This window comes from Mycobacterium sp. NPDC003449, from assembly GCF_053588415.1.
The window spans coordinates 43,426-58,694 of the sequence record NZ_JBSFPX010000019.1 but is presented as its reverse complement, the minus strand read 5'-3'; the positions used below and the strand labels follow the sequence as shown (position 1 = coordinate 58,694).

Genomic DNA, 15,269 nt, shown 5'->3' with positions numbered 1-15,269 from the left:
TCGTCATCGCGCTGCTGTCCACCCGTTCCTTCCTGCCGGCGGACAAGATCCGAACCAGTGTCGCCGGGTACGCCGACAGCCCCAGCGACGAGGCGTTCTCCCGGATGTTCGAGCGTGACAAGAACGAGCTGCGCGACCTCGGAATCCCGCTGGAGACCGGCCGGGTGTCCAAATTCGATCCCACCGAGGGCTACCGGATCAACCGGGACTCCTATGCGTTGCCGCCGGTGGCCCTGACCGCCGACGAGACCGCGGCGGTGGCGGTGGCCACCCAACTGTGGCAATCCCCGGAACTCGTGACAGCGACCCAGGGCGCGCTGCTCAAGCTGCGGGCCGCCGGGGTGGACGTCGACGCCGACGGCGCGGGTGTGGCGATCGCCTCCACGGCGACCCTTCCTGGCCTGCGCGGCTCCGAGGAGGTTCTGCGAATACTGTTGTCGGCCATCGATTCCGGGCACGCGGTCCAGTTCGAACACCGGCCCTCCCGCAACGCCGGGTACACCACCCGAAACGTCGAACCGTGGGGTGTCGTCACGCACCGCGGCCGGTGGTATCTGGTCGGCCACGACCTGGACCGCGACGACACCCGCACCTTCCGGCTGTCCCGCATCGACGCCGCGGTCAGGCCGGTCGGCCCGGCCGGGGCGGTGCACGCGCCCGAGGGGGTCAACCTGCGTGAGATCGTCGGCCGCGTCGTCGCCGACGTGCCGACCGGGGAACAGGCCCGGGTGTGGATTGCCGGCGGGCGGGCCACCGCCCTGCGCCGCCAGGCCACCGCCACCGCGCCGCGCACCCTGGGCGGTCGGGCCGGTGAGGAGATCACCGTCGACATCGGAATGCTGGACCGGTTGGCCCGCGAGATCGCCGGCTACGGCGGGGATGCCGTCGCGCTCGAACCGCAGTCGCTGCGCGACGATGTGGTGGCGCGGCTGCGGGCGCACGCGGGAGCGGATCGCTGAGATGAGCCAGGTATCGAACCGGCTGGTCCGGATGCTCAATATGGTCCCGTATTTCCAGGCCAATCCGAAGGTCACCCGTTCGGCGGCGGCGGCCGCGCTCGGGGTGACCGAGAAGCAGCTCGATGCCGACCTCGACCAGTTGTGGATGTGCGGCCTGCCCGGTTACAGCCCCGGCGACCTCATCGACTTCGACTTCGTCGGCGACACCGTCGAGGTGACGTTCACCGCGGGCGTCGACCGCCCGTTGCGGCTCACCTCGACCGAGGCGACCGGCATCCTGGTGGCGCTGCGGGCCCTGGTCGACGTGCCCGGCATGGTCGATCCGGAGGCCGCGCGCAGCGCGATCGCCAAGATCGAATCCGCCGCGGGCAGCCGGATCGCCGCACTGGAGGGCGCGCCTCCACCCGAGAGCGACGCCGCCGCGGCGGTACGCGCGGCCGTGCGTGACGGCCGGGCGGTGACCTTGGAGTACTACTCGGCGTCGCGTGATTCGTTGAGCCGCCGCACCGTCGACCCGATCCGGGTGGTGCTGATCGGCGACAACAGCTATCTGGAGGCATGGTGCCGCACGGCCGAGGCGGTGCGGCTGTTCCGGTTCGACCGGATCGTCGACGCGCAGCTGCTCGACGATCCCGCGACGCCACCGCCACCGGCCGTCCTGGCCGGCCCGGACACCTCGTTGTTCTCGGCCGATACGGCCGATCCGGCGCTGCCGACGGCGAAGCTGCTGATCGAGCCGAGCGCGGCGTGGATGTTCGACTATTACCCGCTGCGCGTGGTGTCCGAACTGCCCGACGGGTCCTGCGAGGCGGTGATGACCTATGCCTCGGAGGACTGGATGGCCCGGTTCGTGCTCGGATTCGGTTCGGCGGTGCAGGTGCTGGCACCCGAATCGCTGGCCGGCCGCGTTCGGGAATCGGCCGCCGCAGCGCTGCGCGCCTACGACGCCGACGGGGTACGCGGGTAGACTCGGCGACGACGTCTGGAGGTAACCAAATTGGGCGGTCTACAACCCTGGCACTGGGTCATTGTCATCGCGGTGTTCGTGCTGCTCTTCGGCGCCAAGAAGCTGCCGGACGCGGCCCGGTCCCTCGGCAAGTCGATGCGGATCTTCAAATCCGAGATCAAGGAGATGCAGTCCGAGTCGAAGACGGAGGACGCTCCGGCGCCACCGGCCAAGCCGATCGCCTCCGAGCGCGTCGAGGCGCCGGCACCCGAACAGCAGTCCACGGACCGCCACACCGCCTGACGCACCCCCACCCTGTTCGCGGCCGGACGGCCGCGAGGTTGGTTGCGTCCGGCGAAGGCTTCTAGATCATGCCCGTGCAGACCCCCGGTATCTTCAAGAAGTTCGATCCCCGTCGTCGCCGTTCGCGGGTCAATCCCGACGGCACCATGTCGTTGGTCGACCACCTCCACGAGCTGCGCAACCGGCTGCTGATCGCGGTCGGCGCCGTGCTGCTGACCACCATCCTCGGATTCGTCTGGTACACCCACGGCTTCCTCGGCTTCCACAGCCTCGGAGAATGGCTGCGCGGTCCCTACTGTGCGCTGCCGCAGTCGGCGAGGGCCAGCATCTCCGCCGACGGTGAATGCCGCCTGCTCGCCACCGCACCGTTCGACCAGTTCATGCTGCGGCTGAAGGTGGCGTTGGCGGTCGGGGTGGTGCTGGCCTGCCCGGTGTGGCTGTATCAGCTGTGGGCGTTCATCACCCCCGGCCTGTACCGCAAGGAACGCCGCTTCGCGATGCTGTTCGTCGGCTTCGGGGCGGCGCTGTTCGTCACCGGCGCGATCCTGGCCTATGTGGTGCTGGCCAAAGCCCTCGGCTTCCTGCTGACCGTCGGCAGCGACGTCCAGGTCACGGCGTTGTCGGGTGACAAATATTTCGGGTTCCTGATCAACCTGCTGCTGGTGTTCGGTATCAGTTTCGAATTCCCGCTGCTGATCATCATGCTTAACCTGGTCGGCGTGCTCAGCTATGAGCGGCTCAAGGCGTGGCGGCGCGGGCTGATCTTCGGGATGTTCGTGTTCGCGGCCTTCGCCACCCCTGGGTCCGATCCGTTCTCGATGCTGGCGCTGGCGTGCGCGCTGACGGTGCTGCTGGAGTTCGCGATCCAGGCCGCACGGTTCAACGACCGGCGCAAGGCCCGGCGCGAGGCCAGTGCCCTGTCCGACGACGAGGCCGCCGAGATCGGGACCGCCGAACCCATCGAGGCACCCGGCGCGGTGCCCACACCCACCCGGCTGACGATCGACGACGATGCCACCTGAGCCGGGCCCCGAACTCGGTGTGTTCGCCGCCCAGCTGCCGTTCGAGCTCGACGATTTCCAGCTGCGGGCGTGCCGCGCCCTGGAGAACGGCCACGGTGTCCTGGTGTGCGCACCCACCGGAGCGGGCAAGACCGTCGTCGGTGAGTTCGCGGTGCACCTGGCGCTGGCGTCCGGCGGCAAATGCTTCTACACCACGCCGATCAAGGCGCTGAGCAACCAGAAGCACGGCGATCTGGTGGCCCGTTACGGTGCGGACAGGATCGGGCTGCTCACCGGGGACCAGTCGATCAACGGGGACGCCGACGTGGTGGTGATGACCACCGAAGTCCTTCGCAACATGCTGTACGCGAGTTCATCTGCGCTGCAAGGCTTGTCGTACGTCGTGATGGACGAGGTGCATTTCCTGGCCGACCGGATGCGCGGTGCGGTGTGGGAGGAGGTGATCCTGCACCTGCCCGAGGATGTGCTGCTGGTCAGCCTGTCGGCGACGGTGAGCAACGCCGAGGAGTTCGGCGGCTGGATCCAGACCGTCCGCGGCGACACCACCGTGGTCGTCGACGAGCACCGGCCGGTCCCGCTCTGGCAGCACATGCTGGTCGGCAAGCGGTTGTTCGACCTGTTCGAGGGCACCGACGGTGCGCTCGTCGACCCGGATCTGTTGCGCCACATCAGCCATCGCCGCGAGGCCGACCGGCTGGCGGACTGGCAGCCGCGGGGCCGCGGCCGGGGCGGGGGCCGGCCGCAGCTGTACCGTCCACCCGGCAGGCCCGACGTGATCGGCACGCTGGACTCCGCGGGTCTGCTGCCGGCGATCACCTTCGTGTTCTCCAGGGCCGGCTGCGACGCCGCGGTCAAACAGTGCCTGCGCTCACCGTTGCGGTTGACCACCGAGGAGGAGCGGACCCGCATCGCGGCCGTGGTGGACCGGCGCTGCGCCGACCTCGCAGAATCGGATCTGGTCGTGCTCGGCTATCACGAATGGCGCGAGGGGCTGCTGCGCGGCCTGGCCGCCCATCACGCCGGGATGCTGCCGGTCTTCCGGCACACCGTGGAGGAACTGTTCACCACCGGGCTGGTGAAGGCGGTATTCGCCACCGAGACATTGGCTTTGGGAATCAACATGCCCGCCCGCACGGTGGTGCTGGAACGCCTGGTGAAGTTCAACGGGGAACAGCACCTGCCGTTGACGCCGGGGGAGTACACCCAGCTGACCGGGCGGGCCGGCCGCCGCGGTATCGACGTGGAGGGGCACGCGGTGGTGCTGTGGCGCCCCGACGACGCCACCGCCGAACCGGCCGAGGTGGCCGGTCTTGCCTCCACCCGGACCTTCCCGCTGCGCAGCTCGTTCGCACCGTCCTACAACATGACGATCAATCTGGTGCAGCAGATGGGTCCGGAGCTGGCCCACAAACTGCTGGAGCGGTCGTTCGCGCAGTACCAGGCGGACCGCTCGGTGGTGGGTTTGGTGCGCGGGGTCGCCCGCGGTGAGCGCATGCTCGATGAGCTGGCGGCCGAGCTGGGCGGACCGGACTCCGCGGTCCTGGAATACGTGCGGCTGCGGGCCACGATCGGCGAGCGGGAGCGGGCCCAGTCCAGGGCGTCGCGGCTGCAGCGCCGCAAGGCCGCCACCGATGCGCTGGCCGGTCTGCGTCGCGGCGACATCATCACCATCACGCAGGGCCGCCGGGGCGGACTCGCGGTGGTGCTGGAGGCGGCCCGTGACGACGAGGATCCGCGACCCCTGGTGCTCACCGAACACCGGTGGGCCGGGCGCATCTCGTCGGCCGACTATTCCGGGGCGTCGGCACCGCTGGGCACGATGACCCTGCCCAAACGGGTCGAGCACCGCCAGCCGCGGGTGCGCCGCGACCTGGCCTCGGCGCTGCGTTCGGCGGCGGCCGGGTTGCCGCTGCCCTCGGGCCGGGCCCGGCGCGGCGGTGACGCCCCGGCCCGTGACGTGGACCCGGAGCTGGCCGGGCTGCGCGACCAGCTGCGCCGCCACCCCGCCCATCAGCTGCCGAACCGGGACGCGCTGGCCCGGGTCGCCGAGCGGTACCTGCGGATCGAGCGGGACAACGCCCAGATCCAGCAGAAGGTCGCGGCCGCGACGAACTCGCTGGCTCGCACGTTCGACCGGATCGTGGCGTTGCTGAGCGAGCGCGGCTTCATCGCGGCCGAGGCCGGCCGCCCCCAGGTCACCGACGACGGTCGGCTGCTGGCCCGGATCTACAGCGAAAGCGATCTGCTGGTGGCCGAATGTCTGCGTGAGGGCGTGTGGGACGGTCTGCAGCCGGCCGAATTGGCGGCGGTGCTGTCGGCCGTACTGTACGAATCGCGCGGAGACACCCCGGGGCTGGCGCCGGGCACCGATGTGCCGACCGCGGGTCTGCGCCGGGCGCTGGCCCAGACCCGCCGCGCGTCGGCGGCGCTGCGCGCCGATGAGCAGCGGCACCGGATCGCGCCGGGACGCGAACCCGACGAGGGTTTCGTCGCGGCCGTCTACCGGTGGGCCACCACCGGCGACCTGGCCGCCGCGCTGGAGGCATCCGATGTCACCGGGTCCGGTTCACCGCTGTCGGCGGGGGACTTCGTACGGTGGTGTCGGCAGGTGCTCGATCTGCTCGACCAGGTGCGTAACGCGGCCCCCACACCCGCGTTGCGCAGCGCCGCGAAACGCGCCATAAACGACGTTCGGCGGGGCGTCGTCGCTGTTGATGCGCGGTAGTGTGTGGCAACGGTGATAGCGAAAACGGATCAAGGAGAATCATGAGCGGACCGCAGGGATCTGATCCGGCGCAGCCGTGGCCCGGTCAGCAACCCGAGCCCGGCACCGATCAGCCGTCCGGCGCCGAGGCGTGGCAACCGCCCGCCGGAAGCTCCGAGGACGCGACCACGCACCAGCCGGCGTGGCAACCACCGGCCTATACCCAGCAGCCTTACTCGCCCTATCAGCATCCGGCGCAGCCCGGATACGCGCAGCCGCAGCAGCCGCAGTATCCGTCGACCGAACAGTTCGGGCAGCAGCCCTACGGCCAGCCCGGTCAGTACCCGCAGCCGGGGCAGCCCGGCCAGTTCGGCGCACCACCGGCCGGTTACGGGCAGCCGCCGCAGTACGGACAGCAACCGCCATACGGTCAGCCGGGCCAGTACCCGCAGCCGGGGCAGCCCGGTCAGTTCGGTCAGCCGGGGCAACCTGGCCAGTTCGGTCAGCCGGGGCAGTTCGGGCAGTACCCGCAGCCGGGCGCTCCCGATGGCGCCAAGAAGTCGACCGGGGCGCTGCTCGGCATCATCGGCGGACTGGTCGTTCTGGTCCTGGCCGTGCTCGCGATCACGGCGTTCTGGCTGCCCGGTTGGGCGATGACGACCAAACTCGACGTCGAGAAGGCCCAGACCGGGGTCCAGCAGATCCTGACCGACGAGACCAACGGATACGGCGCCAAGAACGTCACCGGTGTCAAATGCAACGGCGGCGAGAATCCCACGGTCAAACAGGGTGACACCTTCGACTGTGAGGTCACCGTCGACGGCACCAAGCGCAAGGTGACCGTCACGTTCCAGAACAACGACGGCACCTATGAGGTGGGCAGGCCCAAGTAGCGCTCAGCCGGGCAGCTGATCGAGTGCCGTCTGTAGCCGGCCGATCGACGATGTGACCCCGTAGGCCGCGGCCAGTTCGGCGACCAGGGCGGGGTCGCGGGCGGCCAGTGGCAACGCATCCGACGGCGTCGACAGCGCCACCGGTGCGTCGGTGGCCACCCGCACCACCGGCTCGGCCGCGGCGATGTAATCGGCTGCGACCACCAGCTTGGCCCGATGTGCTTTGGACATGGTCGATTTCGGGTCGTCGGCGGCGGCCAGGATCGCCGGCAGCGAGCCGTACCGGGCCAACAGGCCCGCGGCGGTCTTCTCGCCGACGCCCGCGACCCCCGGCAGCCCGTCCGACGGGTCACCGCGCAGCAGCGCGAGCTCGGCGTAGGCGGGCCCGGCCCGGTCGATCGGGACGCCGTACTGCTCGGCCACCTCTGCGGGGCCGAATTTGACCGCCTTGGCGAGCCCGCGCCCGATGTAGAGCACCCGCACCGGTGGGGCGGGCTCGTCGCGGACCAGCTGCAACAGATCGCGGTCCCCGCTGACCACGACGACGGGATCGTGCGCCTCCCGGGTGGCCAGCGTGCCAAGCACGTCATCGGCCTCGAATCCCGCGGCACCCGCGGTGGCGATGCCGAACGCCTCCAGCAGTTCCATGATCATGTCGACCTGCGGGGTCAGCTCGTCGGGCACCTCTTCGATGTCGGGCGTCCCGGCTGGCTCCGGCTCGGCCACCCGGTGGGCCTTGTACGACGGGATGAGGTCGACGCGCCACTGCGGGCGCCAGTCGTCGTCGCGGCACACCACCAGGCGGCGCGGCCGCTCCCGGGTGACCAGGGTCGCGATGGCGTCGAGGAAGCCGCGGACCGCGTTGACCTGCCTTCCGTCGGGTGCCTTGATCGAGGACGGGACGCCGAAGAAGGACCGAAACCACATGCTGGCGCCGTCGAGCAGGAGAATCGGAGGATTCATTCAAGGGACAGTAGCGTGAGGTATGGCCTTCACCGTCAACCGTATTGACCATGTCGTGCTCAACTGCCGCGACATCGACGCCACCGTCGACTTCTACGTCCGGGTGTTGGGGATGCGCACAGAGGAGTTCGGTGCGGGCCGGATCGCCCTGCGCTTCGGGGACCAGAAGATCAACGTCCGCCCGACCGGTGCGGCCAACTGGCCCACCGGGACGGTCGACGCGCCGGGCTCATTGGATCTGTGCTTCATTGCAGACGTCGCACCGGAGGCCGTCGCTGCCCACCTGCGGGCCAGCGGCGTCGAGATCACCGAGGGGCCGGTACCGAAGACCGGGGCGCTCGGCCCGATGACATCGCACTATGTCCGCGACCCCGACGGCAACCTGGTCGAGGTCGCCAGTTATCTGCCGCCCGATTAGCCTCGAAGCCATGACCCTGAGCCGATTCAACACCGATGTGTACGCCCACCGCCTGTCCGCCGCCGCCTCGGCAACGGCCGAGGCGGGGCTGGCCGGATTGGTGATCACACCCGGCTACGACCTGCGCTACCTGGTCGGCTCGCGGGCGCAGACCTTCGAACGGCTCACCGCCCTGGTGCTGCCCGCCGAGGGGGATCCGACCATGGTGGTGCCACGGCTGGAGCTGGCCGCGCTCAAGGATTCGGCGGTGACCGAACTCGGTGTCGCGGTGGCCGATTGGGTCGACGGCGAAGACCCGTACCGGATGGTGGTCGAGGCGCTCGGCGGCCGGAACGTGGCCGTCACCGATTCGATGCCCGCGCTGCACCTGCTGCCGCTCACCGAACTGCTCGGGGCGGTGCCGGTGCTGGCCACCGACGTGTTGCGGCGGCTGCGGATGCTCAAGGACGCCGCCGAGATCGACGCGCTGCGCAAGGCCGGTGCCGCGATCGACCGGGTGCACGCCAGGGTGCCCGAGTTCCTGGTGCCCGGTCGCACCGAGGCCGATGTGGCCGCCGACATCACCGAAGCGATTGTCGCCGAGGGGCATTCGGACGCGGCATTCGTGATCGTCGGCTCGGGTCCGCACGGCGCCGACCCGCACCACGAATCCTCGGACCGCGAGCTGCGGGCCGGCGACATCGTCGTCGTCGACATCGGCGGGCCCTACGAGCCCGGCTACAACTCCGACTCCACCCGCACCTACAGCATCGGCGACCCCGATCCCGACATCGCCCGCCGCTACGCCGTGCTGCAGCGGGCCCAGCAGGCCGCGGTCGCCGCGGTCCGGCCCGGAATCTCGGCCGCCCAGGTGGATGCCGCGGCACGCGATGTGCTGGCCGCCGAGGGACTGGCCGAGGCTTTCGTGCACCGCACCGGACACGGCATCGGATTGTCGGTGCATGAGGAGCCCTACATCGTCGCGGGCAACGATCTTCGGCTGGAACCGGGGATGGCGTTCAGCGTGGAGCCCGGTGTGTACTTCCCCGGCCATTGGGGGGCGCGCATCGAGGACATCGTGATCGTCACCGAGGACGGTGCCGAGTCGGTCAACGGCCGGCCGCACGACCTGTTCGTGGTGCCGGTGGATTAACCCGCGATGCGGGTTCCGGCCCGAGCCGGTTAGGTCGTGGCTGGCAAGTCGGGCAGCCAGAAGACGATCTTGCCGGGATGCCGCTATGTGGGCTTCATGGGGCTTATGTCGGGGATTGTGGTCAGCATGTGGCTTGTGGCTGCAATCTTCGGCTTAGAGTGGCGGCCGAACAACATCTTTGCGCTGGTCCAGACCTAACCGCGGTCGAGCAGCTCGGATGAGCCGAGCACACGCTCGATGCGGACCTCGATCACCACGCGCCGCGGGTTGACCCTCGGCGTCCGGTAGCGCTGCGCGTAACGCAGTTCGGCATCCCGGACCGCGTCGGCGTCGGTGCTGACCGAAGACTTGCCCTCCAGCGACAGCCAGCGGGCGCCGTCGACCTGGCTGAGCACCGCGACGCCGCGATCATGGGCGTTGACGGCCTTCTGCGATCCGCCTGTGGTGATGACCCGGGCGATGTGAGTCTTGGGGTCGAAGGTGAAACCGACCGCCACGACATGGGGGGAGTTGTCCGCGCGCAGCGTCGTCAACATCGCCAGATGGCGTTCGGTGAGGAACGCCAGTGCGTCGTTGGTGAGCCGCGTGGTTGCCTTGGCCATCGGGGTCCACGCTAGCGCAGGTAATAATCGCAGCTGTGAAAGACACGGTTGACACGGACCGTCGTGTCGTGGCGATTTTCGGCGGTCGAAGCGAAATCGGCACCGAACTGGCGGTCCGGCTCGCCCCCGGGGCCACCGTGGTGCTGGCCGCGCGCCGGGCCGACCGGCTCGCCGACCAGGTCGCCGCGGTGCGGGCCGCGGGTGCGGCATCGGTGCACACCGTCGAGTTCGACGCCGACGACGTCGCTGGCCACCCGCGACTGATCGACAGCATCGAATCCGGGCACGGGCCCATCGACACCGCGGTGCTGGCCTTCGGGGTCCTCGGCGACCAGGCCCGCGCCGAAACCGATCCGGCGCATGCGGTGGCCGTCGTGCACACCGACTTCGTCGCCCAGGTGGGGCTGCTGACCGAACTCGCGCGCCGGATGCGGGCCGCGGGCAGCGGTCGTCTCGTGGTGTTCTCGTCCATCGCCGGTGCCAGGGCGCGGCGGGCCAATTACGTGTACGGCTCGGCGAAGGCCGGCCTGGACGGTTTCGCGTCCGGCTTGTCGGATGCGCTGCACGGCACCGGCGTGCGGGTGCTGATCGTGCGGCCGGGTTTCGTGATCGGCCGGATGACCGAGGGCATGGATCCCGCGCCGTTCTCCAGCACGCCGGCGCAGGTGGCCGAGGCCACCGCGCAGGCGCTGGCTCGCGGTAAGGCCGCGGTGTGGGTGCCGTGGGTGATCCGCCCGATGATCTTCGCGACACGGTTTGTGCCGCAGGCGATCTGGCGTAGGTTGCCCCGATGAGCCGCTTGCGCGAAGAGAGAAGGTCTGAATGAGCGTGATCGTCGTGGTCGGTATCGGTGCCGACGGGATGACCGGGTTGTCGGTGGCCGCACGCACCGAGCTGGCCAGGGCCGGCGTGGTCTACGGGTCGCGGCGCCAACTCGACATGCTCGACGCCACCGTGACGTCGGATCGCCGGGCCTGGCCGTCGCCGATGCTGCCCGCGGTGCGTACGCTGCTCGACGGCGCCCACGGCGACGTACACGTGATCGCCAGCGGCGATCCCATGCTGCACGGCGTCGGCGGTGTGCTGGTGCGGATGTACGGCGCGGATGCGGTGACCGTGCTGCCCCATGTGTCATCGGTGACGCTGGCCTGCGCGCGGGTCGGATGGCCGGTCCAGGACACCGAGATCATCAGCCTGGTCACCGCAGAACCCCATACCGCGGTGCGCCGCGGCGGGCGGGCCGTGGTGCTCTCCCGCGACGCCGCGACCCCCGCGGTCCTGGCCCGGCTGCTGACCGAATCCGGCCGCGGCGACTCGGAGCTGACGGTGCTCGAACAACTCGGTGGGCCACGGGAACTGCGCCGCTCGGCCACGGCCAGGGAGTGGGCCGGGCGGCCGCCGGGCGGGGTGGATCCGCTCAATGTGATGGCGGTGCGCTACCTGCCCGACGACCGGCAGCTGGCCACGCTGCCCGACACGATGTTCGAGAACGACGGGCAGATCACCAAACAGGCGATGCGCGCGGTCACCATGGCCGCACTGGCGCCCCGGCCCGGAGAACTGTTGTGGGACGTCGGGGCGGGGTCGGGCAGCGTCGCCGTCGAGTGGTGCCGCAGCGGCAGCGGTTGCCGGGCGGTCGCCTTCGAACGGGACGAGGCCCGGCGCAACCGGATCACCCGCAACGCGGTGGCGTTCGGAGCCAGGGTCGAGGTGCGCGGCGGCGCGCCCGGTGCGTTCGGCGACGCGGCCCCGCCGTCGGCGATCTTCCTCGGCGGGGGAGTGACCCAGCCCGGCCTGCTGCAGGCCTGCTTCGAACGGCTGCCGGTGGCCGGGCGGTTGGTGGTCAACGCCGTCACCGTCGAATCGGAATCTCTGGTGGCGCAGTGGTATTCGCGGGAGGGCGGTGAGCTGCGCCGGTTTCAGCACTATGAGGGCGGCGCGCTCGGCGGATTCACCGGCTGGCGTCCGGCGCTGCCGGTCACCCAGTGGTCGGTGATCAAGCGGTAGCTGGTCAGAGCGCGCCGATCAGATCGAGGGTGCCGAGTTCGCGGATGGCCCGACATCCGCGTTCGGCCATCGCCACCATCATGTCGTCACCGCGTTCGGTGGACGTCGCGAACGCACACCCCAGCACGGTGATCAGCGGGGCCTGCAGCATGCCCAGCCGGTAGTCCTGCCAACAGCTTTCGCGGTCGTAGCCGGTGACACCGTGGCCCAGCAGCCTGCCGTGGTACTCGTCGACGAGGGCGGCCTCGGCGTCCGCCCTGGCCTCGGGAACCAGGCTTGTCGCGGTGAAATACGACAGGTCGCGGGCCGCGAGGCCCGAGCCGAGGGTCTGCCAGTCCACCACGGTGATCCTGCTGCGGTCAGGAGCGAACAGCATATTGTCCAGCCGGTAGTCACCATGCAGGATCGCGAACCGGTCCGGTTCGGCCAGCAGCCACGGCGTCACCACTGACATTGCCGCGCTGAGGGTCTCGCGGTCATCCTGGCTCATCCGCTCGCCGAGCCGGTCCAGGGTGATGTCGGCGGCCATCTTGGCGACGTCACCGAACCCCCGCGCCGAATCGGGCTCGGGCTTGGGCATGGCGATACCGGGGAAGTTCGCCCACCGCGGATCGCACCAGGTCGGGCCGTGCAGATCGGCCAGGGCCCGCACCGCGAGCGCGGCCTCCTCTGGGGTGCAGCCGGCGATCTGATCGCCCTGCTCCGCGGGGGCCATATCGGACAGCAACAGCACGAAATCGGCTCCTTCCGAGCCGATTTCGCAGTGATGACAGTGCGGGACGGGGATCCGCACGTGGGGGGCGACGTTGGTGTAGAACGCGTGCTCGGACCGGTAACCGATCGCCACCCGGTCGCGCACGGTGTCATCCTGCGACGGCAGTTTGATCGCGAAAGTGGCCGGCAGCACCGATGTCTCGTCGGCTCCGTCGGCGTAGCGGACCGTCACCCGGTAGGTGGCGCCGGTCTGGCCGGTGCCGATCGGTGTGGTGGTGGCCGACCGGATGTCGGCGCCGAGCACCGTGGACAGCCATTGTGCGGTCACCTCGTCGGGCTTGCCGGGGATCGCCACCGCGGCGGTCACGTGGTGACTCCGTAGATCGTGCCCATCCACATCGCCTCCGCGCCCTCCAGCAGTTGTCGGCGGGTCAGCGGGCCGCCGGTGATCAACCGCTCCAACAGCCGGTCGTTGAACTCCATCAGCAGGCCGGCCAGCACCCGCGCGTCGACACCCTCGGGCGCACGGCCGTCGGCCCGTTCGGCGGTGATCACCGCCGCGACGGTGGGTACGAACGACTCGCGGGCCTCGTCCCACATGTCCCGGACCGCGCCGCTGACGCCGCGGGCTTCGAGCATGGCCTGGAACAGATACCGGTGGTCCTCGGCCGTGTGCAACACCGCGTCGAGCGTGTCGTGGATGCGGGTGCGGGGTGGTTTGGTGGTGTCGGCCAGCACATTGTTCGCCGCCAGGAGCGCATCGTGCATCGGTTCGAGCAGAGCCGCGACGGCGGCGGCCTTGTTCTCGAAATAGAAGTAGAAGGCCGACCGGCCGACCCCGGCCTGGCGGGCCACCTCGGCGATGCTCAGCGCGTCGAATCCGGTGTGCCGCAGATGCTGATTGAGCGCCTCCAGGATCGCGTCGCGGCGCTGATCGCTGCGCTGCGGCTGGCGCCGGTCGACCGCCGACCGCACCGCTGCTCCGTGTTGTGCCACGCGTCTCCCATTCCGAAGTGGTGTGACGCCGGACACTAACCGGGATTCTGACAGTCGTCAACAAATATCGACGGCAGTCAGCCCGGTGCGGTCAATTCGGGTAGCGGCGCGGTGTGAACACGCGGTCCTCGGTCCGGTCGTCGAACGAGGCGCTGTACCACTGGGTCTGCGACGAGCCGACGATGAGCAGGCAGCGCATGTCCACGTCGGCGGGATCCAGATCGGCCAGCCGCACCACCGTGACAGTCTCATCCGGACCGGGCGAGGCACCCGAGACGCTGCGCCCGATGATCACCGGGGTGCTCGGGTCGCGGTACTCCAGCAGCAGCTCACGCATCGCCCCGACCTGCCAGGTCCGGGTTTTCGACGCCGGGTTGTAGATCGCCAGCACCAGATCGGCCTTGGCCGCCGAGCCGAGCCGCTCGGCGATCACCTCCCACGGCTTGAGCCGGTCCGACAACGAGATCACCGCGTAGTCGTGGCCGAGCGGTGCACCGGCGCGGCTGGCCACGGCCTGCGCGGCGGTCATCGCCGGGACCACCCGCACCTCGACACCCGGCCACTGTTTGGCCTCCTCGAGCACCGCGGTCGCCATCGCGAACACGCCGGGGTCTCCCGACGACACGACCGCCACCACCCGGCCTTGCTGGGCAAGCGTGCAGGCCAGCCGCGCGCGCTCGGGTTCGTCGGTGTTGTCACTGGGGTGGTGGCGCTGCCCGGCGCGGACACCGGCCCGGTCCAGATAGGGCCCGTAGCCGATCAGATCGGTGGCGGCGGCCAGCTCGCGCCGGCTCTGCGGGGTCATCCAGTCGTGGTCGCCGGGGCCGAGCCCGACGACCACCACACTGCCGCCGGCCGCGGTGCGCCGCTCGCCGCCCGGGACCATCGTCAGGGAGAAGTACGGCACCTTCGCATCGCCGATCTCACCGGCAGGCACCACCCGTTCGGCCGGCGTGCTGGCCCGCTCGACGTAGTAGGCCCGATCCAGCCGGCCCGATCCGGTCAGGGCGGCGCGTACCCGCGGATAGGACCGGCCCAGCTTGAGCACCACGGCGGCATCGGTATCGGCCAGGCGACGGGTGAGCTCGTCGGCGGGCAGCGTCCCGGGCAGGATGGTCAGCACCTCATCGCCCTGCACCAGCGGGGTGCCGGTGGCGGCCGACGCCGCGCTGACCGAGGTGATGCCGGGCACGATGACCGCGTCGAACCGCTCGGTGAGCCGGGTGTGCATGTGCATATACGAGCTGTAGAACAGCGGATCGCCCTCGGCCAGCAGCGCCACATCGCGGCCCGCGTCGAGGTGGGCGGCGATCCGCTCGGCGGCCGCGGTGTAGAAGTCCTCCATCGCGCCCGCGTAGCCGCCGGGGTGGTCGGTGGTCTCGGTGGTGACCGGGTAGACCAGATGCTCCTCGAGCTGGCCCGGCCGCAGATAGGGCTCGGCGATACCCCTGGCGATGCTGTGACCGTGCCGGGCGCTGTGATAGGCCACCACATCGGCCGCGCCGATCAGCCGGGCGGCCTTGACCGTGACCAGCTCGGGGTCACCGGGGCCGAGTCCGACGCCGTACAGGGTTCCTTTTGTCGTCACGGTCTGCCTTCCGCTCGTTCGG

At 70.2% G+C, this 15,269-nt stretch carries 15 protein-coding genes; 10 read left to right on the top strand and 5 right to left on the bottom strand.

What is annotated here, in order from left to right; genetic code table 11:
- From ACWDTP_RS08320 to ACWDTP_RS08295, 6 genes are all read left to right on the top strand, one after another.
- A partial coding sequence (locus ACWDTP_RS08320; protein ID WP_450018428.1) for a helix-turn-helix transcriptional regulator occupies positions 1-959 on the top strand: 959 nt, incomplete at its 5' end.
- A 1-nt stretch (position 960) separates the two neighbouring features.
- The gene (locus ACWDTP_RS08315) at positions 961-1,926 is read left to right on the top strand and encodes a helix-turn-helix transcriptional regulator (RefSeq protein WP_450018426.1); all 966 of its coding nucleotides are present in this window, start codon (positions 961-963) and stop codon (positions 1,924-1,926) included.
- 30 nt (positions 1,927-1,956) lie between these two features.
- Positions 1,957-2,208: a Sec-independent protein translocase subunit TatA gene (gene tatA, locus ACWDTP_RS08310; protein ID WP_450018424.1), complete on the top strand. Its 252-nt coding sequence runs from the start codon at positions 1,957-1,959 to the stop codon at positions 2,206-2,208.
- 68 nt (positions 2,209-2,276) lie between these two features.
- Positions 2,277-3,230 carry a twin-arginine translocase subunit TatC gene (tatC, locus tag ACWDTP_RS08305; RefSeq protein WP_450018422.1) on the top strand — a complete coding sequence of 318 codons (954 nt, stop codon included), beginning with the start codon at positions 2,277-2,279 and terminating at the stop codon, positions 3,228-3,230.
- Positions 3,220-5,955, top strand: a complete 2,736-nt coding sequence (locus ACWDTP_RS08300; protein WP_450018421.1) for a DEAD/DEAH box helicase — start codon at positions 3,220-3,222, stop codon at positions 5,953-5,955. Before tatC ends, ACWDTP_RS08300 begins: the two co-directional genes overlap by 11 nt.
- Positions 5,956-5,996: 41 nt before the next feature.
- Positions 5,997-6,827, top strand: a complete 831-nt coding sequence (locus ACWDTP_RS08295) for a DUF4333 domain-containing protein (RefSeq protein ID WP_450018419.1) — start codon at positions 5,997-5,999, stop codon at positions 6,825-6,827.
- A gap of 3 nt (positions 6,828-6,830) precedes the next feature.
- Here the strand turns inward: ACWDTP_RS08295 and ACWDTP_RS08290 are convergent, their stop codons facing one another.
- Positions 6,831-7,790, bottom strand: coding sequence for a 5'-3' exonuclease (locus ACWDTP_RS08290; protein ID WP_450018417.1), 960 nt, complete (start codon positions 7,788-7,790; stop codon positions 6,831-6,833).
- A gap of 22 nt (positions 7,791-7,812) precedes the next feature.
- Here ACWDTP_RS08290 and ACWDTP_RS08285 point away from each other — a divergent pair, with 22 nt between their 5' ends.
- Positions 7,813-8,208, top strand: a complete 396-nt coding sequence (locus ACWDTP_RS08285; RefSeq protein WP_450018415.1) for a VOC family protein — start codon at positions 7,813-7,815, stop codon at positions 8,206-8,208.
- 10 nt (positions 8,209-8,218) lie between these two features.
- On the top strand, positions 8,219-9,340 hold the full coding sequence (locus ACWDTP_RS08280; RefSeq protein WP_450018414.1) for a M24 family metallopeptidase: 1,122 nt from the start codon (positions 8,219-8,221) through the stop codon (positions 9,338-9,340).
- A 194-nt stretch (positions 9,341-9,534) separates the two neighbouring features.
- Here ACWDTP_RS08280 and ACWDTP_RS08275 read toward each other — a convergent pair whose 3' ends face one another.
- Positions 9,535-9,942, bottom strand: coding sequence for a F420-dependent biliverdin reductase (locus ACWDTP_RS08275; protein ID WP_450018412.1), 408 nt, complete (start codon positions 9,940-9,942; stop codon positions 9,535-9,537).
- A gap of 35 nt (positions 9,943-9,977) precedes the next feature.
- Between ACWDTP_RS08275 and ACWDTP_RS08270 the strand changes: the two genes are divergently transcribed.
- A complete protein-coding gene (locus ACWDTP_RS08270) occupies positions 9,978-10,736 on the top strand; it encodes an SDR family NAD(P)-dependent oxidoreductase (RefSeq protein ID WP_450018410.1) in 759 nt (252 codons plus the stop codon).
- A gap of 34 nt (positions 10,737-10,770) precedes the next feature.
- Positions 10,771-11,949 carry a precorrin-6y C5,15-methyltransferase (decarboxylating) subunit CbiE gene (cbiE, locus tag ACWDTP_RS08265; protein WP_450018436.1) on the top strand — a complete coding sequence of 393 codons (1,179 nt, stop codon included), beginning with the start codon at positions 10,771-10,773 and terminating at the stop codon, positions 11,947-11,949.
- A gap of 4 nt (positions 11,950-11,953) precedes the next feature.
- Here the strand turns inward: cbiE and ACWDTP_RS08260 are convergent, their stop codons facing one another.
- The 3 genes from ACWDTP_RS08260 to ACWDTP_RS08250 form a co-directional block, all read right to left on the bottom strand.
- Positions 11,954-13,030, bottom strand: a complete 1,077-nt coding sequence (locus tag ACWDTP_RS08260) for a phosphotransferase family protein (RefSeq protein WP_450018408.1) — start codon at positions 13,028-13,030, stop codon at positions 11,954-11,956.
- Positions 13,027-13,638 (bottom strand): TetR/AcrR family transcriptional regulator, encoded by a 612-nt coding sequence (locus ACWDTP_RS08255; protein ID WP_450018434.1) that lies wholly within the window; start codon positions 13,636-13,638, stop codon positions 13,027-13,029. Before ACWDTP_RS08255 ends, ACWDTP_RS08260 begins: the two co-directional genes overlap by 4 nt.
- A 112-nt stretch (positions 13,639-13,750) precedes the next feature.
- Entirely contained in the window at positions 13,751-15,247 is a 1,497-nt protein-coding gene (locus ACWDTP_RS08250; RefSeq protein ID WP_450018406.1) for a precorrin-2 C(20)-methyltransferase, read from the bottom strand.
- Between the last annotated feature and the right edge of the window lie 22 nt (positions 15,248-15,269).